This is a genomic window from Pseudomonas sp. CAN1, from assembly GCF_030462585.1.
In the GTDB taxonomy this organism is placed as follows: Bacteria; Pseudomonadota; Gammaproteobacteria; order Pseudomonadales; family Pseudomonadaceae; genus Pseudomonas.
The window spans coordinates 1-25784 of sequence record NZ_JASMRU010000001.1 but is presented as its reverse complement, the minus strand read 5'-3'; the positions used below and the strand labels follow the sequence as shown (position 1 = coordinate 25784).

The following is a 25784-nucleotide window of genomic DNA, read 5'->3' as shown; positions in this document are numbered from 1 at the left end:
CATGCAACGTACGCAACTGGCCATCATCGGTGGCGGACTGGTGGGCGCAAGCCTCGCGCTGATCCTCCAGGCTGGCGCCCGCGCGCGCGGCTGGCAGATCGTGCTGGTCGAGCCCTTCGCTCCCGGTGACGCCTACCAGCCGAGCTACGACGCGCGCTCCACGGCGCTGTCCTTCGGCAGCCGGCAGATCTACGAACGCTTGGGGCTCTGGCAGCAGATCGCCCAGCGTGCCGAACCGATCACCCAGATCCACGTCTCCGACCGCGGCCGCTTCGGCTCCGCGCGCCTGACCGCGGTGGAGGAGGGCGTCCCGGCGCTCGGCTACGTGGTGGAGAACGCCTGGCTCGGCCAGACCCTCTGGCACGCGTTGGACCCGCAGGTGGTGAGCTGGCGCTGCCCCGCCGAAGTCCGGCGGATGGACGCCCTGGGCGACGGCTACCGTCTGACCCTGGACGACGATTCGCAGCTGGACTGCGACCTCGCCGTGCTGGCCGACGGCGGCCGCTCCGGTCTGCGCGAGCAATTGGGCATCAATGTGCGCTCCTCGTCCCACGGGCAGACTGCGCTGATCGCCAACATCAGCCCGTCCGAAGCCCATCGCGGGCAGGCCTTTGAACGCTTTACCGAGAACGGCCCGCTGGCCTTGCTGCCGCTGCCGGAAAACCGCTGCGCGCTGGTCTGGACTCGTACCGGCAGCGACGCCGAGCGTCTGCGCGAGTTGCCCGACGGGGCCTTCCTCGCCGAGCTGCAGGAAGCCTTCGGCTATCGCCTCGGCGCCCTGCGCCAGGTCGGCGTGCGCTACGGCTACCCGCTGAGCTTGACCGAGGCCGACGAGCAGATTCGCCCGCACCTGGTGGTGCTCGGCAACGCCGCCCACAGCCTGCACCCGATCGCCGGGCAGGGCTTCAACCTGTCGCTGCGCGATGCCCAGGCACTCGGCGACCGCCTGCTGCAGGAGCAGGCCGCACCGGGCGATTTCGCCGTGCTGCAGCGCTACCTCGAAGGCCAGCGCCTCGACCAGCAGATGACCGTCGGCTTCTCCGACCGCGTCACCCGGCTGTTCTCCAATACCCAGCCGCTGCTGGCCACCGGCCGCAACATCGGCCTGCTCGGCCTCGACCTGCTGCCCCCGGCCAAGCGCTGGTTCGCCCGCCAGGCCATGGGCCTGGGCGCCCGGCCGGTCTGAGTCGATGCCCGTACCGTCGATGCCAGTCCGCAAGAGCCCGCACCGCGCCCGTCTGCTGCGTTTGGGCCTGAACCTCTACCCGCCGTACCTCGGCGCCGGGGTGCGGGTGCGCCACATCAGCGCGGACTTTCGCGAGGTGCGGGTGAAGATGGGCCTCAACCTGTTCAACCGCAATTACGTCGGCACCCAGTTCGGCGGCAGCCTGTACAGCATGACCGACCCCTTCTTCATGCTGATGCTGATGGAGAACCTGGGGGGCGACTACATCGTCTGGGACAAGGCTGCCAACATCGAATTCGTCAGCCCCGGCAAGGGCCCGGTGTACGCCGAGTTCCGTATCGACCAGGCGCTGCTCGACGAGATCCGCGAGCGCACCGCCGACGGTGCGAAATACCTGCCGCGCCTGCACGCCGAAGTGCGTGACGGCGAAGGCACCCTGGTGGCGCGGGTGCAGAAGACCCTGTACGTCCGGCTCAAGCCGCGCGCGCGGCAGGCCGCTTGAATTTCGATGCCCGCGCCGAAGCTGCGCGGGCCGCTGAAGAAGGAACGCACATGCACGCGGATCTGGTTATCGTCGGGGCGGGAATGGTCGGCAGCGCGCTGGCCCTGGCCCTGGAAGGCAGCGGGCTGGACATCCTGCTGCTGGACGGCTCGCCGCTGAGCGTCGCACCGTTCGACCGCGAAGCGCCCTTCGAGCCGCGCGTCAGTGCGCTGTCCGAGGCCAGCCGGCGCATCCTCCAGCGCCTGCACGCCTGGGACGGCATCGCCGCACGGCGCGCCGAACCCTACCGCGAGATGCAGGTGTGGGATGGCTCGGGTACCGGGCAGATCCACTTCAGCGCCGCCAGCGTGCATGCCGAGATGCTCGGCCACATCGTCGAGAACCGTGTGGTGCAGGATGCCCTGCTGGAGCGCCTGCACGACTCCGCTCTCGGCCTGCTGCCCAATGCGCGCCTGGAACAGCTGCGCCACTCCGGCGACGACTGGCTGCTGAGCCTTGCCGACGGCCGCGAAATCCGCACGCCGCTGGTGGTCGCCGCCGACGGCGCCAATTCCGCCGTGCGCCGCCTGGCCGGCTGCGCCACCCGCGAGTGGGATTACCTGCACCACGCCATCGTCACCAGCGTGCGCTGCGAGAAGCCGCACCAGGCCACCGCCTGGCAGCGCTTCACCGACGACGGCCCGCTGGCCTTCCTGCCGCTGGCGAAGGAGGGCGACGCGCACTGGTGCTCGATCGTCTGGTCGACGACGCCAGAGCAGGCCGAGAAGTTGATGGCGCTGGATGACGAAGGTTTCTGCAAGGCCCTGGGCCTGGCCTTCGAACATAGACTGGGCGCCATCGAACATGCCGACCGCCGCCTTTGCATACCGCTGCGCCAGCGTCACGCCAAGCGCTACGTGGAGCCGGGACTGGTGCTGATCGGCGACGCCGCGCACACCATCCACCCGCTGGCCGGGCAGGGCGTGAACCTGGGCTTCCTCGATGCCGCGGTGCTCGCCGAAGTCATCGAACATGCCCACGCCCGTGGCGAGAACATCGCCGAGGAGCGTGTGCTGAGCCGCTACGAGCGTCGGCGGATGCCGCACAACCTGGCGATGATGGCGGCGATGGAGGGCTTCCAGCGCCTGTTCCAGGCCGACCCGCTGGCCGTGCGCTGGCTGCGCAACGCCGGGCTGCGGCTGGTGGACAAGCACCATGAGGCCAAGGGTGTTTTCGTGCGGCAGGCGCTGGGGCTTTCCGGTGATCTGCCGGAGCTGGCGCGGGTGTAACTCAAGGTGGCCTGCGGCCCCTCACCCTAACCCTCTCCCGGAGGGAGAGGGGACTGACTGGCGCAAGCGGATGGGTCAGGGCTCGCCGGCTGACTCCGCGATATCCATCTGCTCCGAATAGCTCCCTCTCCCTCTGGGAGAGGGCTGGGGTGAGGGGCTCTTGGCCTGCATCGCCACTCTTCCCCGCGACCCCAAACCACACCCCATCGAAACACCCCGACACAAACACGCGGCTCGATAGCAAATGAGGTTCCTTATCATTTGCGGGATTTCTTCCCCGCAAAGGACAAGCTCATGCTCGCGCGCAAAGGTCTTCTCGCCACCCTCCTGCTGGCCGCCCTCGGTAGCACCGCCCAGGCCGCCGACGAAGTGGTGGTCTATTCCTCGCGCATCGACGAGCTGATCAAGCCGGTATTCGACGCCTACACCGAGAAGACCGGGGTGAAGATCAAGTTCATCACCGACAAGGAAGCGCCGCTGATGGCGCGGATCAAGGCGGAAGGCGCGAACACCCCGGCCGACCTGCTGCTGACCGTGGATGCCGGCAACCTCTGGCAGGCCGAGAAGATGGGCATCCTGCAGCCTTTCGACTCGCCGACCCTGGATGCCAACATCCCGCCGCAGTACCGCTCCGGCACCGACAGCTGGACCGGCCTGTCGCTGCGCGCGCGGACCATCGCCTATTCGACCCAGCGGGTGAAGCCCGAGGAACTGTCGACCTACGAGGAGCTGGCCGATGCGAAGTGGGAAGGCCGCCTGTGCCTGCGCACCGCGAAGAAGGTCTACAACCAGTCGCTGACTGCGACGCTGATCGAGACCCACGGCGCCGAGAAGACCGAACAGATTCTCCAGGGCTGGGTGAACAACCTGGCCACCGACGTGTTCTCCGACGATAACGCGCTGCTGCAGGCCATTGCCGCTGGCCAGTGCGACGTCGGCATCGTCAACACCTACTACTACGGGCGCATGCACAAGGACAATCCGCAACTGCCGGTGAAGCTGTTCTGGCCGAACCAGGGCGACCGTGGCGTGCACGTCAACCTGTCGGGCATCGGCCTGACCAAGCACGCGCCGCACCCGGAAGCGGCGAAAAAGTTGGTGGAGTGGATGACCGGGCCGGATGCGCAGTCGCTGTTCGCCGGCATCAACCAGGAATTCCCGGCCAACCCGAAGGTGGCACCGTCGCAGGAAGTGGCAGCCTGGGGTGAGTTCAAGGCCGACAGCATCCCGGTGGAGATCGCCGGCAAGCGCCAGGCCGAAGCGATCAAGCTGATGGACCGCGCTGGCTGGAACTGATCGCTGGCGGCGCCTCAGCGGGCGCCGCTGTCATCCTGGTGGATAACGGAGAGGGCTGTGCCGTCGTCTGCCAGCAGGCAGACGAATACGCCATCGGACTGTTCGCCGCGGCGCAGCTGGGCGGTCAGGCGCTTGCCGGCGTGCTGATCGTCGACCGAGCCGTCGTAATCCTCGACGACAATCGAGCCGGGTTCGATCCAGGTCTTCTGCCAGCGCTCCTGCAGCTTCGGGTCCTCGGCGACCTTGCTGATGGCCATCGCCAGGCAGGATTCGACGGGCGTGGATTCTTCGGCCAGGGCCAGGCTGCACAGCGGGATCAGCAGCAGGGCTGGAAGTTGGCGACGAGACAACATGGGACTTTTTCCTTGGGGAAGGCAGTGGCACAGTGGCCGATTCGACCGCCGTACCTTGCTCTTTATCCCCGCTCGCCGAGGATCGGGCGAATTCGATTCCAATGATGGAAGCTTCCGCCTGTAACGCGGCGGCATTTCCTACGAACACCCTCTGAAGTCCTGGAAACACGCCACGCATGCGCGCCAACCGCTGGTATCCCATCACATTCGCCGTCGCCGCCCTGGTCCTGCTGCCCATCAGCGTCCTGCTGCTGAGCTGGGCGGAGATCGACCGCGAAATCTGGTCGCACCTGTGGGAAACCCAGATGACCCGCCTGCTGGGCAATACCCTGGTGCTGGTGGCGGGCGTGGGCGTCGGCGTGACCGTGCTCGGCGTCAGCCTCGCCTGGCTCACCAGCCTCTGCGAATTCCCCGGTCGGCGCTGGCTGGACTGGGCGCTGATGCTGCCGTTCGCGGTGCCGGCCTACGTGCTGGCGTTCGTCTTCGTCGGCCTGCTGGACTTCTCCGGGCCGGTGCAGACGCTGCTGCGCGAATGGTTCGGCAGCGGCCTGCGGTTGCCCCGCGTGCGTTCCACCGGCGGCGTGATCACGGTACTGGTGCTGGTCTTCTACCCCTACGTCTACCTGCTCGCGCGCACCGCCTTCCTCGCCCAGGGGCGCGGCCTGATGGAAGCGGCGCGGGTACTCGGGCTGTCGCCGCTGGCGGCCTTCTGGCGCGTCGCCCTGCCCATGGCGCGGCCAGCCATCGGCGCCGGGCTGGCGCTGGCGATCATGGAGACCCTGGCGGACTTCGGCACCGTCTCGGTATTCAACTTCGATACCTTCACCACCGCCGTCTACAAGACCTGGTATGGCTTCTACAGCCTTTCCAGCGCCACCCAGCTGGCCAGCCTGCTGCTGTTGTTCGTCATGCTGGTGCTGCTGGGCGAGCGCTACAGCCGTGGCCGCAGCGGTACGGCCAACGAGCGTCCGCGCGGCGCGGCGTTGTACCGGCTGCACGGCTGGAAGGCCTTCGCCGCCAGCGCCTGGTGCCTGCTGGTGTTCGCCTGCGCCTTCGTCATCCCGGTGCTGCAACTGGTGGTGTGGGTCTGGCAGAAGGGCCGCTTCGATCTCGACGAGCGTTACTGGGGGCTGATCCTGCACAGCCTCTACCTTGGCGGCCTGGCGGCGCTGATCACGGTCGGCGTGGCGCTGCTGCTGGTCTTCGCACGGCGCCTGTCGCCGACGCCAGCGGTGCGCTCGGCGGTGGGTATCTCAAACCTCGGTTATGCGCTGCCCGGCTCGGTGCTGGCGGTGGCGATCATGCTGGCCTTCAGCTGGCTGGACAATCACGCGGTGATCCCGCTCTCCAGCGCCCTGGGTGGCGCTGGCAAGCCACTGCTGCTGGGCAGCCTCGGGGCGCTGCTGGTGGCCTACCTGATCCGCTTCATGGCGGTGGCCTACAACCCGCTGGAGGGCGCGCTGGCGCGGATTCGCCCGTCGCTGCCGGAAGCTTCCCGCAGCCTGGGTGTCGGCGGTGTCGGCCTGTTCCTGCGCGTATACCTGCCGCTGCTGCTGCCCGGAGCGCTGAGTGCCGCGCTGCTGGTATTCGTCGATGTACTCAAGGAGATGCCGGCAACTCTGCTGATGCGTCCGTTCGGCTGGGATACCCTGGCCGTGCGGGTCTTCGAAATGACCAGTGAAGGGGAGTGGGCGCGCGCCGCGCTGCCGGCCCTGACGCTGGTGCTGGTGGGGCTGTTCCCGGTGATCGGCCTGATCCGTCGCTCCGCGCGCCAGAGCGGTTCTTCGCGGCCCTGAGAATCGGCCGTCGGACAAGCTGTCCAGAGGCCGGTCATGCGACTACAATGCGCGCGTTTCGTGCGGGCCGTACTCGCGCTCCGCACCCGCCTCGCCCGGAAGGAGAACACCCATGGGACAGCGCACGCCGCTCTATGATTTGCACGTCGCCCTCGGCGCCAAGATCGTCGATTTCGGCGGTTGGGACATGCCGTTGCACTACGGCTCGCAAGTCGAAGAGCACCACCAGGTACGTCGCGATTGCGGCGTGTTCGACGTTTCCCACATGACCGTGGTCGACGTCACCGGTCCGCAGGCCAAGGAATACCTGCAGCGACTCCTGGCCAACGATGTCGAACGACTGCAGGTTCCGGGCAAGGCGCTGTACAGCGGCATGCTCAACGAGCGCGGCGGGGTGGTCGACGACCTGATCGTCTACCTCGGCGTGTACGGCTACCGCGTGGTGGTCAACGCCTCCACCCGCGACAAGGACATGGCCTGGATGCAGGCCCACACCGAAGGCTTCGACGTCACCCTCACCGAGCGCCCGGACCTGGCGATGCTCGCCGTGCAGGGCCCGAATGCCCGCGAGAAGACCGCTGAGCTGGTTACCCCTTCGCGCGCCGCGCTGATCCGCGAGCTCAAGCCCTTCCAGGGCAAGGCCGACGGTGACTGGTTCATCGCCCGCACCGGCTACACCGGCGAGGACGGCCTGGAAATCATGCTGCCGGCCGTCGAGGCACAAGGCTTCCTCAACGACCTGGTCGGCGCCGGCATCTCCCCCGCAGGCCTGGGCGCGCGCGATACCCTGCGCCTGGAAGCCGGGATGAACCTCTACGGCCAGGACATGGACGAAGACGTCACCCCGCTGGCTGCCAACATGGCCTGGACCATCGCCTGGGAGCCCGAAGGCCGCGACTTCATCGGCCGCAAGGCCCTGGAAGCGCAGAAAGCCGCCGGCGATGCGCCCAAGCTGGTCGGCCTGGTGCTGGAAGAGCGCGGCGTGCTGCGCGCCCACCAGGTGGTTCGCGTCGCCGGCGTCGGCGAAGGCGAGATCACCAGCGGCAGTTTCTCCCCGACGCTCGGCAAATCCATCGCCCTGGCCCGTGTGCCGGCGGCCACTGGCGACCGCGCCGAAGTGGAAATCCGTGGCAAGTGGTACCCGGTACGCGTCGTTCAGCCGAATTTCGTGCGTCATGGCAAAGCCCTGATCTAAATTGCATGATCTAACTTGTATGGGGCGGCACCGCCGCCCGTCGCCCAGTCCCCGAGGAACAACAAGATGAGCAATATCCCCGCCGACCTGCGTTACGCCGCCAGCCACGAGTGGGCGCGCCTGGAAGCCGACGGTACCGTGACCGTGGGCATCTCCGACCATGCCCAGGAAGCCCTGGGCGACGTGGTCTTCGTCGAACTGCCGGAAGTGGGCAAGACCCTCGCCGCCGGCCAGGAAGCCGGTGTCGTCGAGTCGGTGAAGGCCGCCTCGGACATCTACGCCCCGGTGGGCGGCGAAGTCATCGCCGTCAACGAGGTGCTGGCCGACACCCCCGAGGAAGTCAACAACGACCCCTACGGCTCCTGGTTCTTCAAGCTCAAGCCGAGCAACCCGGCCGAGCTGGACAAGCTCCTCGACGCCGCCGGCTACCGCGCTGCCAGCGACGCCGACGCGTAAGACACTGCTGTAAACACAGGCCTCGACTCGTCGGGGCCTGTTCTTTTTACGGACCGACCTTTCGAGACCGTGGCCATGTCGAACACCCCTTCGCTTTCCCAGCTGCACCAGCCTGATGCCTTCCTCGCCCGCCACCTGGGCCCCGACGCCGCCGAGCAGCAAGCCATGCTCGACACCCTCGGGCTCGGCAACCGTGAGGACCTGATCGCACAGACGGTGCCCCCGGCGATCCGCCTGAACCGGCCGCTGGACCTGCCCACCGCCCTCGACGAGCAGGGTGCGCTGGCCAAGCTGAAGGGCTACGCGCAGCAGAACGAGCTGTGGACCAGCCTGATCGGCACCGGCTACTACGGCACCCTGACCCCCACCGTCATCCTGCGCAACGTGCTGGAAAATCCGGGCTGGTACACCGCCTACACCCCGTACCAGCCGGAGATCGCCCAGGGGCGCCTGGAATCGCTGCTGAACTTCCAGCAGATGACCATCGACCTCACCGGCCTCGACCTGGCCAGCGCCTCGCTGCTCGACGAAGCCACCGCCGCTGCCGAGGCCATGGCCCTGGCCAAACGCGTGGCCAAGGCCAAGAGCAACCTGTTCTTCGTCGACGCCCACTGCCATCCGCAGACCATCTCCGTGGTGCAGACCCGCGCCGAAGCCTTCGGCTTCGACGTGGTGGTCGACGAAGTGGAAAACCTCGGCCAGCACGCGGTGTTCGGTGCGCTGCTGCAGTACCCGGATACCCGCGGCGAAATCCGCGACCTGCGCCCGGTCATCGAAGCGCTGCACGCTCAGCAGGCCCTCGCCTGCGTGGCCAGCGACCTTCTCGCGTTGCTGCTGCTCACCCCGCCGGGCGAGCTGGGCGCCGACGTGGTCCTGGGCAGCGCCCAGCGCTTTGGCGTGCCCATGGGCTATGGCGGTCCGCATGCGGCTTTCTTCGCCTGCCGCGACGACTACAAGCGCGCCATGCCCGGCCGCATCATCGGCGTCTCCAAGGACGCCCGCGGCAACACCGCGCTGCGCATGGCGCTACAGACCCGCGAGCAGCACATCCGCCGCGAGAAGGCCAACTCCAACGTCTGCACCTCGCAGGTGCTGCTGGCCAACATCGCCAGCCTGTACGCCGTCTACCACGGCCCGCAGGGCCTGAAACGCATCGCCCAGCGCGTACATCGCCTGACTTCCGTGCTGGCCGCCGGCCTCGCCGAAAAAGGCATCAAACGCGTCAACCCGCACTTCTTCGACACCCTGACCCTGGACGTCGGCGCCCAGCAGCAGGCCATCCTCGAGCGCGCCCGCGCCGCCCGTGTGAACCTGCGTATCGTCGGTGAAGACCGCCTGGGCGTGAGCCTGGATGAGACCACCAGCGCCGCTACCCTCGCCGGCCTGTTCGACATCATCCTCGGTGTCGGCCACGGCCTGGACGTCGCCCAGCTCGATGCCGGCAAGATCGCCGACGGCATCCCCGTCGACCTGCAGCGCAGCAGCGGCTACCTGAGCCACCCGGTGTTCAACCGCCACCACAGCGAAACCGAGATGCTGCGCTACCTGCGCCAGCTCGAAGGCAAGGACCTGGCGCTGAACCAGTCGATGATCCCGCTGGGCTCCTGCACCATGAAGCTCAACGCCACCAGCGAGATGATCCCGATCACCTGGCCGGAATTCGCCAGCCTGCACCCCTTCGTGCCGCGCGAGCAGGCCGAGGGTTACCGACTGATGATCGAGGAGCTGGAAAGCTGGCTCTGCGCGATCACCGGCTTCGACGCCATCTGCATGCAGCCCAACTCCGGCGCCCAGGGCGAATACGCCGGCCTGCTGGCGATCCGCAAGTACCACGAGAGCCGTGGCGACGCGCACCGCAACATCTGCCTGATCCCGTCCTCGGCCCACGGCACCAACCCGGCCTCGGCGATCATGGCGAGCATGCGCGTGGTCATCGTCGAGTGCGACAAGGGCGGCAACGTCGACCTGGAAGACTTGAAGCGCAAGGCGGCCGAAGCCGGCGAGCAGCTGTCCTGCCTGATGATCACCTACCCGTCGACGCACGGCGTCTACGAGGAAGGCATCCGCGAAATCTGCGAGGTCATCCACGGCCACGGCGGCCAGGTCTACATGGACGGCGCCAACCTCAACGCCCAGGTCGGCCTGGCGCGCCCGGCGGACATCGGCGCCGACGTGTCGCACATGAACCTGCACAAGACCTTCTGCATTCCCCACGGCGGTGGCGGCCCGGGCATGGGCCCGATCGGCGTGAAGAAGCACCTCGCGCCCTTCGTCGCCAACCACCCGGTGATCCGCATCGAAGGCCCGAACCCGCTGAACGGCGCGGTGAGCGCCGCGCCCTGGGGCAGCGCGAGCATCCTGCCGATCAGCTGGATGTACATCGCCATGATGGGCCCGCAGCTGGCCGATGCCACCGAGGTGGCGATCCTCAATGCCAACTACCTGGCGAGCAAGCTCGATGGCGCCTTCCCGGTGCTCTACCGTGGCCGCAACGAGCGCGTTGCCCACGAGTGCATCCTCGACCTGCGCCCGCTCAAGGCACAGACCGGAATCAGCGAGGAAGACGTGGCCAAGCGCCTGATGGACTACGGCTTCCACGCGCCGACCATGTCCTTCCCGGTGCCCGGCACGCTGATGGTCGAGCCCACCGAGAGCGAGTCCAAGCACGAGCTGGACCGCTTCATCGAGGCGATGCTGTCGATCCGCGCGGAGATCGCCAAGGTCGAGACCGGCGAATGGCCGGCCGAGGACAACCCGCTCAAGCGCGCGCCGCACACCCTGGCCGACGTTACCGGGCTGTGGGACCGCCCCTACCAGATCGCCGACGCAATTACCCCGACCGAGCACACCCGTGCCTTCAAGTACTGGCCGGCGGTGAACCGCGTGGATAACGTCTACGGCGACCGCAACCTGTTCTGCGCCTGCGTGCCGGTGGATGACTACCGCGAGTGAGTGCTGTGCTGAAGTGAGTTTGCGCTGAACTGGAAAAGCCGCCTTCGGGCGGCTTTTTCATGGGAGCTTTTCGTAGGAGCGAGCTTGTTCGCGAACGGATTCCCCGGCGGCTCCGGTGTTGGGCGGGTTCGCGAGCAAGCTCGCTCCTACAGGTTGAATCCGGCGTGAGCACCGTAGGGCGCATAACCCGGAACGGGTTATCCGCCGCATGCTCCGGCGGATAACGCTGGTGCGTTATCCGCCCTACAAGGAGATGCCGGCGTCGACGGCTGCGTAGGAGCGGACTTCGTCCGCGATCGCCTTCAGGGCGCGCCGCAGTCGGGCCGGCTCGCGGGCCCGCGGCGAGCGCCACGGGCCGCGGCGCTGGGTGTCACTGGGCGGATGCGTCATCGCGGCGGACGAGGATGGCGTTGGCCAGCTCCATGTCGCTGCGGTCCTGCAGCGCTGCGTCGTCGCTGCGCAGGCGGGTGAGGGCGGCTTCCAGGTACGGACCGCGGATCGCGCCATCGCTGGCGACGAAGGCGCTGGCGTCGTCCTGGGCGGCGACGATCAGCTTGTCGTGTTTGAACGTCAGGTAGGTCGACGCGGTGGTGGCGCCGGACGAGATGATGTCGCGCCAGAAGCCGTCGGCCATGGCCGAGGCGACGGGCAGGGCGATCAGGGCAAAGGCGGTGGCCAGTTTCGCGGTACGCATCGGGTACACCTCCGGAGGGTCCGTGTACTGGTGAGAGGCGCGGCGGCTCGCTGGAGTTCCAACTTTCCACGGGCGGTGTGCGCGAACGGTCGTCGCGCACACCGCGGTCGATCAGCGCTGACCGGCGAGGATCGCCGAGGCCAGTTCGGCGTCGCTGGCCTGCGCCAGGGCCGGGTCGGCGTTGCGCATGTCGTGCAGCGCGGCTTCCAGGTACGGGCCGCGGATGGCGCCGTCGGTGGCGATGAAGCTGGCCGCATCGTCCTGGGCCGGACCGACCAGCTTGTGGTCGTCACGGCTGGTCATGTAGCTCGACGCGGTGGTGGCGCCGGAGGTCAGGACGCCGCGCCAGAAGCTGCGGTCTTCGGCCATGGCCGAGGCGAGGGGAAGCAGGGTGAGGGCTACGACAACGGGGGCGAAACGACGACGCATGATGGTTCCTTGAGTGATTGCGCGCCCTTCAGAACCCCTGGACAGGCGGCGGTTCCCGCCTGCTGTCGGAAATTTCACTCACGTTTCAGCGCCGGATCGTCCGGGTTCTGCTGCTCCAGCTCCGCGGTGAGCTGCTGGACCTTCTGGAACTGCCCGGTCTGCCGCAGGTAATCGAGCAGCGCCAGGCGCGCCACGCGGTTGGACGGGTGGCGCTGCAGCAGCTGTTCCAGCTCGTGGCAGGCGCCGTCGATGTCGCCGCTGTCGTGCAGGGCGATCGCCAGCACGTAGCGGAACTGATCGTCGTCCGGAGCCAGCCGTACCGCTTCGCGCAGTTCCTTGAGCGCCTGCGGGCGCTGGCCCGCGCGCACCAGGGCGAGGCCGTTGACGTGGTGCAGCAGGCCGGATTCGGGGTGCAGGCGCAGGCCGTCGTCGAGCACCTGACGCGCATCGCCCTGGCGGCCGTTGGCTTCCAGCCACTGGTAGAGGGTGACGCGCGCCGGGAGGAAGTCGGGGTTGCGCTGCAGAGCGGTGCGCAAGGCCGGCTCGACGCGTTCCGAGCGGCCGGTTTGTTCGTAGAGCAGCGCAAGATTGAGGTTGGCTTCCGGGCGCTCGGCCAGGTCGAGCTGGACCTGCTCGTACTCCGCCAGGCCTTTCTGCAACTGGCTGTCGATGCCGACCAGCAAGGGCGCTGGCAGCTGTGCCAGCTGCCAGGCGGCAGCGATGCGCACGGCACGGATCGAGTCGGCCAGCAGCGGCGCCAGCAGAGGTAGCTGCTGCTCGGGAGCCGCCAGCGCGGGGAGCGCTTCGATGGCGCTGTGGCGCACCAGCGGGTCGGCATCCCGGAGGCCCAGGGCGACCAGCTCCAGCGAGCGCGGGCTGGGGTAGCTGGGCAGCTCGGCGAGCAGGGTGGCGCGACGGATCGCTGGCAGGTCGGTGGCGGCCAGCAGCAGGTGCAGCGCACGGGAGGCGCCGGGCTTGCCGTTGCGGGCTTTCCACAGCGTCTCGTCGTAGCGCGGCGGCGGGTTGCTGGAGGCATTGGCCTTGGCCGGCAGCTCCTTGGCGAACCACTCGCGGAACTGGTTGCTCAGCTGCTTGCCCGGCATCTCGCGGTGGCAGGCCTGGCAGGCGTCCGGCGCGCCGATGCGCCGTGCGTGGACCGGGTTGGGCAGGGTGAAGCCGTGGTCGTGGCGGTAGTCCTTGACCATGTAGTAGCGCCCGGGCATGTGGCAGGAGGTGCACTGCGCACCGGCGCTGCCCGGCTGGTGGTGATGGTGTTCGGGCGAGTCGTAGTCCTTGGCCAGCAGGCCCTTGCCGTCGATCCCTGCGCGCACCGGCTGGCCGGCCTTGTTGTGGCATTGCAGGCAGACGCCGTTGCCCGGCGCCTTCAGCTCTCCGCTGTGCGGGTTGTGGCAGTCGGTGCACTGCACGCCCTTGGCGAACATCTTGCTCTGGGTGAAGGAGCCCCATTCGAAGACCTCGTCCTTGATCTTGCCGTCGATCTCGTAGAGCTCGCGGGTCAGCGTGCTGGGCAGGTAGTCGTCCATGAACCGGTGGTTGTTCTGGAAACCGTCGGCGATCGGCGCGCGGCGGGCGTGGCAGCGGGCGCAGGTCTCGATGACGGTGGCCTGGCTGGCATTGTGCAGCGGCACGTCGAAGCCCTTGCCGGCGCTGCCGTCGGGCTTCTGTGCCCACTCCAGGTGCTTGGACGCCGGACCATGGCAGGCCTGGCAACCGACGCCGAGGCTGTTCCAGTGGCTGGCGAAGGTGTCGGTCTTGGCGTCGAAATTGCGCTTGAAGCCGGTGGTGTGGCACTCGACGCACATGAAGTTGGCGTTCTGCGCCGGGCGGGTCCAGTGCAGTTCGTCGCGGTAGTCGATGTTCTGCCCGGGCATGAGCTGGAACCACTGCTGCTTGCGGCTATCCCAGGCCACGCCGAGGGCCTGCAAACGGCCACCAGGGTATTCAAGGAGGTATTGCTGCAGCGGTTCGAAGCCGAAGGTGTAGGCGACCTTGAAGTCGGCCGGCTTGCCGTCGGCGCCCGGCGTGTTGACCCAGTAGTCGCCGTCCTTGCGGAAGAAGCGGGTGGTCTCGGTGCTGCCCTTGAAGGTGACGCCCTCGAAGTCGCCCTGCACATTGCCTGCGGTGGCTGGCTTCATCGCCTGGGCGTGATGCGAATTCTGCCAGGCCTTGCTCTGGCCCTGGTGGCAGGACTGGCATTGCTGTTCGTCGACCAGTGTGGGTTCGCTTGGGGGCTTGGCGGCGGTCGTCACCGAGGGTTTAGCCGAGGGCAGTGTCGGCAGCGCGGTGCCGTCCCGTTCCACCCACCACCAGAGGCCGAGGGTGAGCACCAGCAGAATCCCGGCGCAGGCTGCCAGTACGCCGTGGCGAAGGCGCGGCGTCGGGCGGGCAGGCGGCTGGGGTGGTGGCATGGGACTTCCGTTGTTCGCTGACAAGTGTTCTCTGGCAAGCCGGCGCAGCTTCGGCGAGGGGCGCCGGCCTGTCAACGCGAAGCGCTTTGCAGTCGTGGCGCCGGTTGCGTGGATTCGCGGAGCGGTTTCGTAGGGCGCATAACGCGCCAGCGTTATCCGCCGTTGCCGTTGTGCAGTCGGCGGATAACCTGTTCCAGGTTATGCGCCCTACGGTGCAATGCTTCGACCGGTCTTACGGCTGGCGAATCTCGGCGACCCGCGCGCTGTCGACCTTCACGTCGGGATTGCCGAACTGCGCGGTGAGGTAGTTCACCAGGGTGGCGATCTGCTCGTCGTTCAGCGTGCCAGCGAAGCCGGGCATGAACACGTCGTCGTTGCCCACCTTGCGGTGCACGCCGCCGAGTACCACCTGCACCAGGTTGTCCGGCTGCAGGGCGCCCACTGCGCTGTTCTTCAGCAGCATCGGGTAGTAGCCGTCCTTCACGCCTTCGCCGCTCCAGGAGTGGCAGCTGGCGCAGTTGCCGAGGTAGAGGCGGGCGCCGTCGTCGTGCTTCTGCGCGGCGAAGTCCTCGCCGCGCAGGCTGACCACGTCGTCCGCCGGCTCGCCCCAGGCGAAGCGCGCCTTGCGCTCGCCATCGCTGACTGCCGGCACGCTGCGCAGGTAACTGGCGATGGCTTGCAGGTCAGCGTCGCTCATGTACTGGAAGCTGTGTTCCACCGCCTCGGCCATGGGCCCGGCGGCCTGTGCCTTGCCCGGTACGCGGCCGGTCTTGAGGTACTGGGCAATCTCCGCGTCGCTCCAGCCGCCGATGCCGCTGTGGGTGTCGGGGGTGATGTTGAAGGCGTACCAGCCGCCCAGTGCCGCGCCGGAGAGGAAGCCGGTGCTGCGCTCGTCCATGGCCTTTTCCTGGAAGGCCATGCCGCGTGGAGTGTGGCAGGTGCCGCAGTGGGCCAGGCCCTGTACCAGGTAGGCGCCGCGGTTCCAGGCCGGGCTCTGTTTCGGGTTGTCCTGGTAGACCTTGTCGTCGTGGAACAGCAGGTTCCAGATCGCCAGCGGCCAGCGCATGTCCAGCGGCCAGGTGATCTCGGAGTCCTGGTTGGGCTGCGCCACGGCCTGCACGCCGCCTTCGAGGAACCAGGCGTAAAGCGCCTTCATGTCCTCGTCGTTGATCTTCGCGTAGGCGGTGTAGGGCATCGCCGGGTAGAGCCGGGTGCCGCCCTTGGCCACGCCTTCGCGCAGCACACGGGCGAAGTCGTCATAGCTGTAGCTGCCGATGCCGGTCTTCGGGTCGGGGGTGATGTTGGTGGAGTACACCGCGCCCAGCGGCGTGGCCAGCGGCAGGCCGCCGGCGAAGGGCTTGCCGCCCGGCGCGGTGTGGCAGGCCGCGCAGTCGCCGGCGCGGGCCAGGTATTCGCCGCGCTGCAGCAACTCCGGCGGTGCCGGGTCGAGGGCCTTGGCGGCATGGCAGGCCAGTGGAGCGGCCAGCAGGGCGAGCAGCAGGAGACGTTTCATGCCTTGGCCTCCCGCTTCAGGTGCTCGGCCAGGCGCAGGGCCAGGGCGGCGATGGTCAGGGTGCAGTTCACCGAGCCGACGGTGGGCATCACGCCGCTGCTGGCGATGAACAGGTTGGGGTGATCGTGGCTGCGGCACTGGGCGTCCACCACCGAGTCCTTCGGGTCGGCGCCCATCAGCACGGTGCCGGTGATGTGGTTGTTGTTGGCGAAGCTGTCGTCGAACGTCACTTCCTCGCCGCCCAGCAGCTTGGCCGCGTGGGCGTAGACCTCGCGGGTGTGCACCGCGCTCTTGCGCACGTAGTCGTCCATCGCATAGGTGAATTCGGGCTTGGGGATGCCCGCCGTATCGCGCTCGGTGCTGCTGGGCACGATGCGGTTCTCCGGGTGCGGGAGAATTTCGTGGAAGCTGTCGAAGCGGACGAAACGCGCGGCGCGGTCGCGGATCTTCGCCTCCAGGTCGTGGCCGAGCAGCAGCGGCCCGTGGCGGATCAGTTCGGCGGCCACCTGGTCGGTGCGCGAGAGGTTGGACAGGTGGATCTTCTTCGACGCGTACTCGCTGCGGAACGCGCCGTCGCGGAAGCCCACCATGGAGGTCATCTCCTGCGGCCCGCGCCCTGGCCAGAGCTTCTCGTCGGCGTAGAACTGCACGGCGGTGCCGGGGTGGTCCATGAGGTTGCGGCCGACCATGTCCGAGCTGTTGCCGACCTCGGACATGAGCATCAGCTTGGGCGTCTCGATGCCGTTGGCGGCGAGGATGAAGGTGTCGCCCTCGACGCGTATCTCGTTGCCCTGCGGGTCCTTGTACAGCGCCGCGACTATCTGCCCGGCGTCGCCTTTCTCCAGCTTGAACACCACGGCGTTCTCGATCAGCCGCGCGCCGGCGGCCTCGGCCTTCTCGACGTGGACGATGCCGTTGTACATGGCGCCGATGGGGCAGATCGGCATGCAGTTGTTGTTGCCGCAGCAGGTCGGGCGGCCGTCGTAGGGGCGGCTGTTGCGCGCCACCGGTTCGGTGACCACGCGGTAGCCGTTGGCGTTGAGCAGGGTCTTGATGCGCTGCTCGTTCCACGACAGCGGCAGCGGCGGCATCGGGTAGGGCTGGCTGCGCGGCGAGTCGAGCTCTTCGTCTCCCGGGCCCCAGACGCCGAGTTCCTCCTCGGCGCGCTGGTACCAGGGCTCCAACTCGGCATACTCGATGGGCCAGTCTCGGCCCACGCCATACAGGCTGCGCAGCTTGAAATCGTTGGGCAGGAAGCGCCAGGCGGACGCCGCCCAGTGCCAGGTGGTGCCGCCCACCGCGCGGATGTACTGCACGTCGTAGGGATGCTCGCCCTTCTGGATCAGGTAGTGGTTGTCCGGCTTGAACTGTGGGTGCGGGGCGAGCGGGGTAGAGGGATAGGGCGCCTGGTTGTCGGATTTGTCCGCCTGGTTGCGGAAGCGCTCGACGATCTCCCAGCGGCCCATGCGCGGGCCGGCTTCGAGGATCAGTACGTCCTTGCCGGCCAGGGCCAACTGATGGGCGACCAGTGCGCCGGCGACCCCGGAGCCGACCACCACGAAATCCGCGCGTTGTGTCTGCGCCATGCTCAGGCCCCCCGCTCGACGGGCTGGTCGGCCCAGAAGCCCGGTTTGTTCGGGCAGTAGCTGCGGATCACAAGCACGTCGTCCACCGCGCGGAACATCAGCGCCTGTTCGTAGGTAACCACCGTGGCGCTGCGGTCATCGCCGATCTGCCCCAGGTACCAGCCGCCGAGAATCTGCCGCGCCAGCCACTGCTGGCGCTCGCTCCAGCTCACGGGGTCGTCGCCCAGGCGCTCGAGCAGCTCGGCCAGGCCCTGCTTGAGCGCGGTGTCGCGCTGCGTCAAGGCCTGGAACAGCCGCTGGCCGATGCGCGGGTCGAGGTTGCTGCGCCCGGTCAGGCGCTGCGAGAGGGTCATGAAGCCTTCCAGCTCCGCTTCGGCCTGGGGCGTCAGCGCGGCCCAGGTACGTGCGGCGGGGCTGAGCAGCACTCCGCCGAGCGCGGCGCTGGCGCAGGCCACTGCCAGCAGGCGGCGGCGCGAAAGGGGAAAGGCGGGCAGCGGTGCCTCGGACATAGCGACCTCTCTTCAACGGGCGGACGGTGGTGGAGCGCGGTCTGTCGCCGCTTCATTCGGTGGAGCATTTCGCTGGTCGGCCAGGCTGGCGATAGCTGGCCGGGACCCTTAGTATTGCCGCTTGTTCAGATTCTGCCGGGCGATTCGCTCTGCTGGCGGCCCCACCCGGAGCCGCGCCGCAGAGCCTCAACGACCGGCTTTTGGGTGAAACCGCAGCGATGAAACAGTACCTCGACCTCATGCGCCACGTGCGCGAACACGGCACCTTCAAGAGCGACCGCACCGGCACCGGCACCTACAGCGTGTTCGGCCACCAGATGCGCTTCGACCTTGCCGAGGGCTTCCCGCTGGTGACCACCAAGAAGTGCCACCTCAAATCGATCGTCCATGAGCTGCTGTGGTTCCTCAAAGGTTCGACCAACATCGCCTACCTCAAGGAAAACGGCGTCTCGATCTGGGACGAGTGGGCTGATGAGAATGGCGACCTGGGCCCGGTATACGGCTATCAGTGGCGCTCCTGGCCGGCGCCGGACGGCCGCCACATCGACCAGATCGCCAACCTCATGCAGATGCTGAAGAACAACCCGGACTCGCGTCGCCTGATCGTCTCCGCGTGGAACCCCGCGCTGATCGACGAGATGGCCCTGCCGCCGTGCCATGCGCTGTTCCAGTTCTATGTGGCCGACGGCAAGCTCAGCTGCCAGCTGTACCAGCGTTCGGCCGACATCTTCCTCGGCGTGCCCTTCAACATCGCCAGCTACGCGCTGTTGACCCTGATGGTCGCGCAGGTCGCCGGGCTGCAACCGGGCGAGTTCATCTGGACCGGCGGCGACTGCCACCTGTACGCCAACCACCTGGAGCAAACCGACCTGCAGCTGACCCGCCAGCCGCTGCCGCTGCCCACCATGAAGATCAACCCCGAGGTGAAGGACCTGTTCGACTTCCGTTTCGAGGACTTCGAACTGGTCGGCTACGAAGCCCACCCGCACATCAAGGCGCCGGTCGCAGTCTGACCTGCCCTCGTTGAAGAAAAGGCCGGCGCAATGCCGGCCTTTTTCATTTCTGCGCGGTTGATTTCGTAGGAGCGGACTCCGTCCGCGATGTGCAACCGGCTTGCCCGGAGTGGCCGGAAATCGATCGCGGATGAATCCGCTCCTACGTGGAGTGCGACACCGTGCCTGTCCATTCACTTGGTGAATAACTGTTTCGCCTGGCGGTACAAGGTTTCATAGGACTGCATCACGTTGCTATGCTCCCCCGGCTGGCCGCTGTGCAGCGGCCAACGGATTTTCCGCGCTACTCCGAACTACAACGACAAGACCGGGGACCGTCATGCAGCCTTTCAGCTTCGCCACCACCGCGCAGATCCTCTGCGAAAGTGGCTCCGCCGCCCGCCTGGGCGAACTCTGCCGCGAGCGCGGCGCCCAGCGCGTACTCATCGTCACCGACCCCGGTATCACCCGCCTGAACATGCTCGACGGCGTGCTGCCGGGCTTCGCGGCGGCCGGCGTGGCGGTGGAAGTCTTCGATCAGGTGCTCGCCGACCCGCCGGAAAGCATCGTGCTGGAAGCCTCTGACCAGGCGCGCCGAATGGCGGCGCAACTGGTGATCGGCTTCGGCGGTGGCAGTTCGATGGACGTCGCCAAGCTGGTCGCGCTGCTGGCCCACCCGCTGGCAACCCAGGGGCTGAAGGACGTCTTCGGCGTCGGCAATGCCCGCGGCCCGCGCCTGCCGCTGATCCAGGTGCCGACCACCGCCGGCACTGGTTCGGAAGTGACGCCCATCGCCATCGTCACCACCGGCGAGACCACCAAGATGGGCGTGGTCAGCCCGCACCTGCTGCCGGACCTGGCTGTGCTCGACGCCGACCTTACCCTCGGCCTGCCGCCGGCGGTCACCGCCGCTACCGGCATCGACGCCATGGTCCACGCCATCGAGGCGTACACCAGCAAGCTGAAGAAGAATCCCCTGTCCGACCTGCTGGCCCGCGAGGCCTTGCGTCTGCTGGCGCTGAACCTCGACGAAGCAGTGCACAACGGCTGCAACCGCGAGGCGCGCCAGGCCATGTTGCTGGGTGCCTGCCTGGCCGGGCAGGCCTTCGCCAACGCCCCGGTGGCCGCCGTGCACGCGCTGGCCTACCCGCTGGGCGGGCACTTCCACATTCCCCATGGCCTGAGCAATGCGCTGGTGCTGCCCGAGGTGATCCGCTTCAATGCGCCCAACGCCGGCGCGCTGTATGCCGAGCTGGCGCCGCTGCTGCTGGGCGAGCGCCTGCGCAGCGACGCCGACCGCACCGAGCAGTTCATCGCCGAGCTGGCCGACCTCAGCCCACGCAGCGGCCTGCCGTCGCGCCTGCGCGATGCCGGCGTGCCCCAGGACAGCCTGCCGCGCCTGGCCGCCGACGCGATGTTGCAGCAGCGCCTGCTGGTGAATAATCCCCGCGAGGTCAGCGAGAGCGACGCGCTGGCCATCTACCGAGCTGCCTTCWGAGAAACCGATGAGCGAACAGCACCCCAGCCGCGCCGATTACGCGCATTTCCAGCCGATCACCACCCGCTGGCACGACAACGACATCTACGGCCACGTGAACAACGTGACCTACTACGGATTCTTCGACACCGCGGTGAACACCTACCTGATCGAGCGCGGTGGCCTGGATATCCACGACGGCGACGTGGTGGGTTTCGTGGTCAGTTCCAGCTGCGACTACTTCGCGCCGGTGGCCTTCCCCGAACGCATCGAGGTCGGCCTGCGGGTCGGCAAGCTGGGCAACAGCTCGGTGCAGTACGAGTTGGCGATCTTCCGCGAGGGTGAAGAGCTGGCCTGTGCGGCGGGGAAGTTTGTGCACGTGTTCGTGGATCGGCAGAGCAATCGGCCGGTGGCGATTCCGGCGGGGTTGCGCGAGGCGATGGAAGTGTTGGTGCGGGGCTGACCTGTAGGAGCGAGCTTGCTCGCGAACTGCTCAGCGCAGGCGTTTCCGTTTACGTAGGAGCGGACTCTGTCCGCGATGCTTCCACGTTGGGTGTTCTGCGCCGCTTCAGCGTGCGCGTGGGCTTTTTGTTTCGCCCCCTCGGGCGACCTGCTTTGGCAAACGCCCCAAAGTAGGCAAAGGTCTTGCCCCGGACATCCGGTTTTTCGCTTAGGCGAAAAATACCCTCGTTGAAGCGCAGTTTCAGGGGCTGTGGGGAGGTGACTGTTTTGACGTGGGCCAAAAGAAGGGCAGACCAGCTAAACCCCTTGTGCGGCAAGGGATTCAGCCGGATAAGCGTTAGACATGAGTTTGACTAAAAGCGATCAAAAGTAGACAGGGATTGAGCAGTCTTGATCGTTTATTGACGCAGGAATGAGCACTAGGCCATCCAGCGACTACCCCACACCACGCGGCCGATGATCACCAGATCGGACAGGTGCTCTTTGGCAACCATCATCGTCTGATAGGCCGGGTTCGCGCTGATTACAGCCATGCCGCCGCCGATCTGGAGCTGCAGGCGCTTGGCGAACAGGTGGTCACCCAGGAGGATCACGTAGTAGCCCTCCTGATCCACCTCCGTCCGGCTGTGATCGAGGACGACGGTGTCCCCGTCGCGCAGGTCGGGCTCGTTCGAATCTCCCGAAACCCTGATGGCCGAAAGGTTCGCGGGGTCTAGCCCCTTCTTCCGCAGGCTATAGCGCGTGAACGCCAGCTGTGCCAGGACGCGCGCGCCCTCTGTCCAGGAGCCGTGCCCAGCGCTGACACGGGCGTCATAGAGCGGGATGTAAGCGTACTCATCATCCTCTGCAGAGCGGCTCTCTGCTGGGCCTTCGCCGCCAAATGCCAGCCAGAGGGGAGAAGCCCCTGCTGCCTTCGCTATCTGTTCAAGCCGATCAAGGGTTGGGAAGGTCTCACCCGACAGATAACTGCGCAGGGTGGCCTCAGAAAGGCCGCAATCCTTTGCAAATCCTCGCAGGCTCTGCGAGGAAATCGCCTGTTTAAGTCGGATTTTGAAGTATCCGATTCCCCCTGAAGGAATCGGATGCTCAGACATTTCCATGGATTCGCCATCCGTTTATTCGTAAGTCATTGATATTGCTGGAGTTGATAGTTTTTCCTCGCAGCAGTGCGCGAAAAATCAATCGGACGCGAGGAAATCCGTTGCTGTGCGAGGATTTTCTCGCTATGTTTATGCCCTAGGTCACGTTAGACACCCCAAAAAAGCCGCCCTGCATGGCGGCCAGAATGGAAACGTAGGCATGAACAAAACCGAAATCCCCAGCGACCCAAACGTCCGCTGGGAGTGGATCAAGTACCAGCTCCGTGCCAGGGGGCAATCCCTGGCAATGCTGGCCCGCTCCCTGGACCTGTCTAACCAGGCGGTCAAAAACGCCAAGCGGACCCCGTACCCTCGGGTAGAGCGTGCCATCGCCACCGCTCTGGACCTGAGCCCTTTAATGCTCTGGCCGGAGCGCTGGATAGATGAAGAGAACCCGAAGCGTCAGCGTCCGAATCGTTCGGAAACGCTGAAGACCTATATCGGGGAGGCTTCCTGCTCGATTCAAGGTAACAGATACGCTGTCCTTTCGCAGCGTAAAGCTACGGCGGGAGCATAGACATGGCCCGCCGCAAAGACGACCGAACACTAGACATTTTTGAAGTCCCGCAGCCGGTTCGCGTACTCCCTGGCGAGTGCAACTTCGGCATCCAGGTCAGCGAGCTGGTGAGCGAAACCCTCAAGGCGTCCGACCTGGACCGCTACGAAGTCGCCGCCCGCATGTCCCGCCTTTCTGGCGATGACGTGAGCAAGTTCATGCTCGACGCCTGGTCGAGCCCGGCCCGCACCGATCACAACCTGCCTCTCTACCGCGTCGCCCTCCTGGAGGACGTCTGCGCGAGCCATCTGCTGACCGACTGGTTGGTCGGCGTGCGCGGCGGCCGCGTGGCCTATGGCCGCGACGCACTGCTGGCTGAACTGGGCCGCCTGGAGCGTACCCGCGAGGCAGCGGGCCGGCAGGCGCGCGAACTCAAGCGACTGCTGGGGGATTCGTGATGAAAAACGCCAACCTGAAGGCGCTGCTGGACAACCTGCGGAACGCCACTGAGTTCCTCAATTCGACCAAGGAAGACACCGCTTCCGACTTCAACGGCACTGGCCGTGCCGCCCTGGAATGGGTGCAGACCGCCGCCCTTGAGCTGGGCAACGCTCTGATCGCACTGCATGAGGCCGTCGAGTACCTGGACGAAAACAGCCTCAATCAGATCGCTGCAGGTTCGAAGCTTCACCTTCTGATGCGCGACGCGCTCGATGCCGTCGCAGCAAGGCCCGCCGAGCAGCTGGAAACAGTCGGAGACGACCATGAGTGAATGGTTCTCTGCGCAAGAGCTGGCCGGCCTTGCAGGCGTTCCAGGCACCGCCAGGAACGTCAAAGCGATGGCAGAGCGTGAGGCTTGGAACGGCCGCCGCCGCGATGGCTCCAAAGCCACCGAGTACCACGTTTCGTGCCTTCCCCCGGAAACCCGCGCTGCGCTGCTGAATACCGCCCTGGGCGAGGTTGCCGCCAAGGTCGTCCGCGCCGAGGTCCAGCTGTCCCTGGTGGAAACCAACCGTCAGCAGCTGGTGGCCGATGCCCGCCAGGGCGTCCTGCATGCCGTTGACCTGATGATGGGCCGCACTGGCTACAGCCAGAAGAAGGCCATCACTCTGATGATCGACATGGCACGCCTGGAGAAGCTGGAGCCCCAGTTGCTGGCGATGCTGAAGATGGCCCGCGATCCGCGCGGCCGTCCGAGCAGCGACGGCCTGCCGAGCGTCCGCAGCCTGGAGCGCTTCCTGGAGCAGGGCGAAAAGGGCGAACTGGTCCCGAAGATTCGCCAGAAGGATATGAGCGTGCCGGACTGGGCGCCGGCCTTCATGGGCGTCTATCAGGGGCCGGAAAAGCGTAGCGCCCGCGCCGCTCATGACCTGCTGAAAAAGCACTGGCAGGGCGAGATGCCCAGCCTGGACCAGGTGTATGCGTTCCTGCGCAAGGTCGGCAACGTCAGCCGCGAAGTCGGCCGCATGGGTGAGCACGAAATCAAGGCCCTGCGCCCCTTCATCCGCCGCGACTTCAGCAAGCTGCTGCCGACTGACGTCTATTCGTGCGATGGCCACACCTTCGACGCCGAGGTCCAGCACCCGCTTCATGGCCGTCCGTTCCGGCCGGAAATCACCGTCATCATCGACGTCCGCACCCGCCGTGTCGTTGGGTGGTCTGCCGGTCTGGCCGAGAGCGCCCTGGTGGTAATCGACGCGCTGCGCGACGCCTGCACCAGGCACGGCATCTGCGCCATCTTCTACGTGGACAACGGCTCCGGCTACGTCAACTACATGATGCGCGACGAGGCTGTCGGCCTGATGGGCCGCCTCGGCATCGACATGAAGCACAGCCTGCCCTACAACTCTCAGGCGAAGGGCGTCATTGAGCGCGTCCACCAGAGCCTGTGGATTCGCGCTGCGAAGGAACTGCCGGGCTACATGGGCCGGGACATGGACCGCCAGGCCAAGCTGGCGACCTTCAAGCTCAGCCGCAAGGCGATCACCAAGGGCGGCGCCATGCCGCTGATGCCTTGGGAATCTTTTGTCGCGTTCTGCGAAGAGCAGGTAGCCGCCTACAACGACCGCCCGCATAGCAGCCTGCCGCGCATCACCGACCCGAACACCGGCCGCCGCCGCCACATGACCCCCAACGAGGCATGGGAGGCCCATGAGGCCGAGGGCTTCAGCGCGATGCGCGTTACCGACGACGAGGCCCGCCCGCTGTTCCGGCCCCAGGTGCTGCGCACCGTCCGCCGCTGCGAACTGGAGTTCATCGGCAACCGCTACTTCGCCCGCGAGCTGGAAGAGTTCCACGGTGAGCAGCTGGCGGTCGCCTACGACATCCACGACGCCAGCAAGGTGTGGGTGTACGACAGCGAAGGCCGTTTCCTCTGCACCGCCGAGCTGGGCGGCAACAGCCGCGACTACATGCCGGCTTCCTACGTCGAGCGTGCCCGCGAGAAGCGCTCAGACGCACGGGAAAAGCGCGCCCTGGCTCACCTGGACGAAATCCGCGCCGAGCGTCAGGGCGGTTACGCCCTGGAGATGGACGCCCCGCTGACCATCCCCGGCCTCGGCACGATCACACCCGAGCAACTGAAGGTCCGCAGCGCCGCGACCTTCGACGTGCAGGCGGAACGGATTGAAGAGCCGGCCGCCATCGCCACCCCAGCCCCGGAAGCGTCCGCTCAGGTGCTGCACCTGCCGACCGCCCCCGGCCTGCGTTATCGCCGCTGGTGCGAGCTGGCCGAGCGCCAGAGCGCTGGCCTGCCCATCGAACCCGAGTTCGCCCAGTGGTTCGCCGTTTACCCCAAATCCAAAGAGTTCGCCGCGCAACAGCGGCAAGCATGAAAGGAGCGTTAGTCATGACCATCCAACAAAGCATCCCCACCCCCACCGGCATGGCCGAAATCGCCAACATCGCGCTCTGTGACATCGCCCTGGAGAAAGCGCTGTCCCGCACCGCAACCCTGCCGGGCATGGTGTGTTTCTTCGGCCCCAGCGGCTTTGGCAAGAGCGTATCCGCTGCCTGGGTAGCCAACCGCCGCCGCGCCTACTACGTGCAGGCCAA

22 protein-coding genes and 2 pseudogenes are annotated in these 25784 nt (G+C 66.9%); 16 read left to right on the top strand and 8 right to left on the bottom strand.

The window, feature by feature from the left end:
- Position 1: 1 nt before the first annotated feature.
- The 4 genes from ubiH to QO207_RS00110 all read left to right on the top strand — a co-directional run bounded on the left by ubiH (position 2) and on the right by QO207_RS00110 (position 4252).
- On the top strand, positions 2–1186 hold the full coding sequence (gene ubiH / locus QO207_RS00125) for a 2-octaprenyl-6-methoxyphenyl hydroxylase (protein WP_301478708.1): 1185 nt from the start codon (positions 2–4) through the stop codon (positions 1184–1186).
- Positions 1187–1205: 19 nt separating this feature from the next.
- The gene (locus QO207_RS00120; protein WP_301478706.1) at positions 1206–1688 is read left to right on the top strand and encodes a DUF4442 domain-containing protein; all 483 of its coding nucleotides are present in this window, start codon (positions 1206–1208) and stop codon (positions 1686–1688) included.
- A 50-nt stretch (positions 1689–1738) separates the two neighbouring features.
- Entirely contained in the window at positions 1739–2956 is a 1218-nt protein-coding gene (locus QO207_RS00115) for a 2-octaprenyl-3-methyl-6-methoxy-1,4-benzoquinol hydroxylase (RefSeq protein WP_301478704.1), read from the top strand.
- A gap of 294 nt (positions 2957–3250) precedes the next feature.
- A complete protein-coding gene (locus tag QO207_RS00110) occupies positions 3251–4252 on the top strand; it encodes an extracellular solute-binding protein (protein WP_301478702.1) in 1002 nt (333 codons plus the stop codon).
- A gap of 14 nt (positions 4253–4266) precedes the next feature.
- Here the strand turns inward: QO207_RS00110 and QO207_RS00105 are convergent, their stop codons facing one another.
- Positions 4267–4605 carry a hypothetical protein gene (locus tag QO207_RS00105; protein WP_301478700.1) on the bottom strand — a complete coding sequence of 113 codons (339 nt, stop codon included), beginning with the start codon at positions 4603–4605 and terminating at the stop codon, positions 4267–4269.
- 176 nt (positions 4606–4781) lie between these two features.
- On the opposite strand from QO207_RS00105, the gene QO207_RS00100 reads away from it, so the two are divergent.
- The 4 genes from QO207_RS00100 (at position 4782) to gcvP (ending at position 11004) form a co-directional block, all read left to right on the top strand.
- Positions 4782–6401: an iron ABC transporter permease gene (locus QO207_RS00100; protein ID WP_301478699.1), complete on the top strand. Its 1620-nt coding sequence runs from the start codon at positions 4782–4784 to the stop codon at positions 6399–6401.
- Between the two features lie 112 nt (positions 6402–6513).
- Positions 6514–7596 carry a glycine cleavage system aminomethyltransferase GcvT gene (gcvT, locus tag QO207_RS00095; protein ID WP_301478697.1) on the top strand — a complete coding sequence of 361 codons (1083 nt, stop codon included), beginning with the start codon at positions 6514–6516 and terminating at the stop codon, positions 7594–7596.
- Positions 7597–7662: 66 nt separating this feature from the next.
- Positions 7663–8052 (top strand): glycine cleavage system protein GcvH, encoded by a 390-nt coding sequence (gene gcvH, locus QO207_RS00090; protein WP_184590601.1) that lies wholly within the window; start codon positions 7663–7665, stop codon positions 8050–8052.
- A gap of 75 nt (positions 8053–8127) precedes the next feature.
- Positions 8128–11004 (top strand): aminomethyl-transferring glycine dehydrogenase, encoded by a 2877-nt coding sequence (gene gcvP / locus QO207_RS00085; protein WP_301478694.1) that lies wholly within the window; start codon positions 8128–8130, stop codon positions 11002–11004.
- A gap of 370 nt (positions 11005–11374) precedes the next feature.
- On the opposite strand, the gene QO207_RS00080 is transcribed toward gcvP, so the two are convergent.
- From QO207_RS00080 to QO207_RS00055, 6 genes are all read right to left on the bottom strand, one after another.
- Positions 11375–11698, bottom strand: coding sequence for a DUF2388 domain-containing protein (locus tag QO207_RS00080; RefSeq protein WP_184590598.1), 324 nt, complete (start codon positions 11696–11698; stop codon positions 11375–11377).
- Positions 11699–11809: 111 nt separating this feature from the next.
- Positions 11810–12127 carry a DUF2388 domain-containing protein gene (locus QO207_RS00075; RefSeq protein WP_301478692.1) on the bottom strand — a complete coding sequence of 106 codons (318 nt, stop codon included), beginning with the start codon at positions 12125–12127 and terminating at the stop codon, positions 11810–11812.
- A 74-nt stretch (positions 12128–12201) separates the two neighbouring features.
- Positions 12202–14556, bottom strand: coding sequence for a tetratricopeptide repeat protein (locus QO207_RS00070; protein ID WP_301478691.1), 2355 nt, complete (start codon positions 14554–14556; stop codon positions 12202–12204).
- 232 nt (positions 14557–14788) lie between these two features.
- The gene (locus QO207_RS00065) at positions 14789–16069 is read right to left on the bottom strand and encodes a cytochrome c (RefSeq protein WP_301478690.1); all 1281 of its coding nucleotides are present in this window, start codon (positions 16067–16069) and stop codon (positions 14789–14791) included.
- On the bottom strand, positions 16066–17655 hold the full coding sequence (locus QO207_RS00060) for a GMC family oxidoreductase (RefSeq protein ID WP_301478688.1): 1590 nt from the start codon (positions 17653–17655) through the stop codon (positions 16066–16068). The genes QO207_RS00065 and QO207_RS00060 overlap by 4 nt, the downstream gene beginning before the upstream one ends.
- Positions 17656–17657: 2 nt before the next feature.
- Complete coding sequence (locus tag QO207_RS00055; RefSeq protein ID WP_301478687.1) at positions 17658–18164, bottom strand: sugar dehydrogenase complex small subunit; 507 nt, start codon at positions 18162–18164, stop codon at positions 17658–17660.
- Between the two features lie 218 nt (positions 18165–18382).
- Here QO207_RS00055 and QO207_RS00050 point away from each other — a divergent pair, with 218 nt between their 5' ends.
- From QO207_RS00050 to QO207_RS00035, 3 genes and pseudogenes are all read left to right on the top strand, one after another.
- The gene (locus QO207_RS00050; protein WP_045213093.1) at positions 18383–19177 is read left to right on the top strand and encodes a thymidylate synthase; all 795 of its coding nucleotides are present in this window, start codon (positions 18383–18385) and stop codon (positions 19175–19177) included.
- A gap of 319 nt (positions 19178–19496) precedes the next feature.
- Positions 19497–20651: pseudogene (locus QO207_RS00045) on the top strand (iron-containing alcohol dehydrogenase); the annotation flags it as partial.
- Positions 20652–20661: 10 nt separating this feature from the next.
- Positions 20662–21096 carry an acyl-CoA thioesterase gene (locus QO207_RS00035; RefSeq protein WP_367620471.1) on the top strand — a complete coding sequence of 145 codons (435 nt, stop codon included), beginning with the start codon at positions 20662–20664 and terminating at the stop codon, positions 21094–21096.
- Positions 21097–21514: 418 nt separating this feature from the next.
- Here the strand turns inward: QO207_RS00035 and QO207_RS00030 are convergent, their stop codons facing one another.
- Entirely contained in the window at positions 21515–22195 is a 681-nt protein-coding gene (locus tag QO207_RS00030; protein ID WP_301478685.1) for a helix-turn-helix transcriptional regulator, read from the bottom strand.
- A 199-nt stretch (positions 22196–22394) separates the two neighbouring features.
- Between QO207_RS00030 and QO207_RS00025 the strand changes: the two genes are divergently transcribed.
- From QO207_RS00025 to QO207_RS00005, 5 genes and pseudogenes are all read left to right on the top strand, one after another.
- A complete protein-coding gene (locus QO207_RS00025) occupies positions 22395–22751 on the top strand; it encodes a helix-turn-helix domain-containing protein (protein ID WP_301478684.1) in 357 nt (118 codons plus the stop codon).
- A 2-nt stretch (positions 22752–22753) separates the two neighbouring features.
- Positions 22754–23188, top strand: a complete 435-nt coding sequence (locus QO207_RS00020; RefSeq protein ID WP_301478683.1) for a hypothetical protein — start codon at positions 22754–22756, stop codon at positions 23186–23188.
- Positions 23188–23502: a hypothetical protein gene (locus QO207_RS00015; protein WP_301478682.1), complete on the top strand. Its 315-nt coding sequence runs from the start codon at positions 23188–23190 to the stop codon at positions 23500–23502. The genes QO207_RS00020 and QO207_RS00015 overlap by 1 nt, the downstream gene beginning before the upstream one ends.
- Positions 23444–25564, top strand: a complete 2121-nt coding sequence (locus QO207_RS00010; RefSeq protein WP_367620470.1) for a DNA-binding protein — start codon at positions 23444–23446, stop codon at positions 25562–25564. Before QO207_RS00015 ends, QO207_RS00010 begins: the two co-directional genes overlap by 59 nt.
- 14 nt (positions 25565–25578) lie before the next feature.
- A pseudogene (locus tag QO207_RS00005) lies at positions 25579–25784 on the top strand (ATP-binding protein); the annotation flags it as partial.

Bases quoted from the DNA above. Each gene is read 5' to 3' on its own strand.
- ubiH (WP_301478708.1), top strand. From the start codon at position 2: ATGCAACGTACGCAACTGGCCATCATCGGTGGCGGACTGGTGGGCGCA.
- QO207_RS00120 (WP_301478706.1), top strand. From the start codon at position 1,206: ATGCCAGTCCGCAAGAGCCCGCACCGCGCCCGTCTGCTGCGTTTGGGC.
- QO207_RS00115 (WP_301478704.1), top strand. From the start codon at position 1,739: ATGCACGCGGATCTGGTTATCGTCGGGGCGGGAATGGTCGGCAGCGCG.
- QO207_RS00110 (WP_301478702.1), top strand. From the start codon at position 3,251: ATGCTCGCGCGCAAAGGTCTTCTCGCCACCCTCCTGCTGGCCGCCCTC.
- QO207_RS00105 (WP_301478700.1), bottom strand. From the start codon at position 4,605: ATGTTGTCTCGTCGCCAACTTCCAGCCCTGCTGCTGATCCCGCTGTGC.
- QO207_RS00100 (WP_301478699.1), top strand. From the start codon at position 4,782: ATGCGCGCCAACCGCTGGTATCCCATCACATTCGCCGTCGCCGCCCTG.
- gcvT (WP_301478697.1), top strand. From the start codon at position 6,514: ATGGGACAGCGCACGCCGCTCTATGATTTGCACGTCGCCCTCGGCGCC.
- gcvH (WP_184590601.1), top strand. From the start codon at position 7,663: ATGAGCAATATCCCCGCCGACCTGCGTTACGCCGCCAGCCACGAGTGG.
- gcvP (WP_301478694.1), top strand. From the start codon at position 8,128: ATGTCGAACACCCCTTCGCTTTCCCAGCTGCACCAGCCTGATGCCTTC.
- QO207_RS00080 (WP_184590598.1), bottom strand. From the start codon at position 11,698: ATGCGTACCGCGAAACTGGCCACCGCCTTTGCCCTGATCGCCCTGCCC.
- QO207_RS00075 (WP_301478692.1), bottom strand. From the start codon at position 12,127: ATGCGTCGTCGTTTCGCCCCCGTTGTCGTAGCCCTCACCCTGCTTCCC.
- QO207_RS00070 (WP_301478691.1), bottom strand. From the start codon at position 14,556: ATGCCACCACCCCAGCCGCCTGCCCGCCCGACGCCGCGCCTTCGCCAC.
- QO207_RS00065 (WP_301478690.1), bottom strand. From the start codon at position 16,069: ATGAAACGTCTCCTGCTGCTCGCCCTGCTGGCCGCTCCACTGGCCTGC.
- QO207_RS00060 (WP_301478688.1), bottom strand. From the start codon at position 17,655: ATGGCGCAGACACAACGCGCGGATTTCGTGGTGGTCGGCTCCGGGGTC.
- QO207_RS00055 (WP_301478687.1), bottom strand. From the start codon at position 18,164: ATGTCCGAGGCACCGCTGCCCGCCTTTCCCCTTTCGCGCCGCCGCCTG.
- QO207_RS00050 (WP_045213093.1), top strand. From the start codon at position 18,383: ATGAAACAGTACCTCGACCTCATGCGCCACGTGCGCGAACACGGCACC.
- QO207_RS00035 (WP_367620471.1), top strand. From the start codon at position 20,662: ATGAGCGAACAGCACCCCAGCCGCGCCGATTACGCGCATTTCCAGCCG.
- QO207_RS00030 (WP_301478685.1), bottom strand. From the start codon at position 22,195: ATGGAAATGTCTGAGCATCCGATTCCTTCAGGGGGAATCGGATACTTC.
- QO207_RS00025 (WP_301478684.1), top strand. From the start codon at position 22,395: ATGAACAAAACCGAAATCCCCAGCGACCCAAACGTCCGCTGGGAGTGG.
- QO207_RS00020 (WP_301478683.1), top strand. From the start codon at position 22,754: ATGGCCCGCCGCAAAGACGACCGAACACTAGACATTTTTGAAGTCCCG.
- QO207_RS00015 (WP_301478682.1), top strand. From the start codon at position 23,188: ATGAAAAACGCCAACCTGAAGGCGCTGCTGGACAACCTGCGGAACGCC.
- QO207_RS00010 (WP_367620470.1), top strand. From the start codon at position 23,444: ATGCCGTCGCAGCAAGGCCCGCCGAGCAGCTGGAAACAGTCGGAGACG.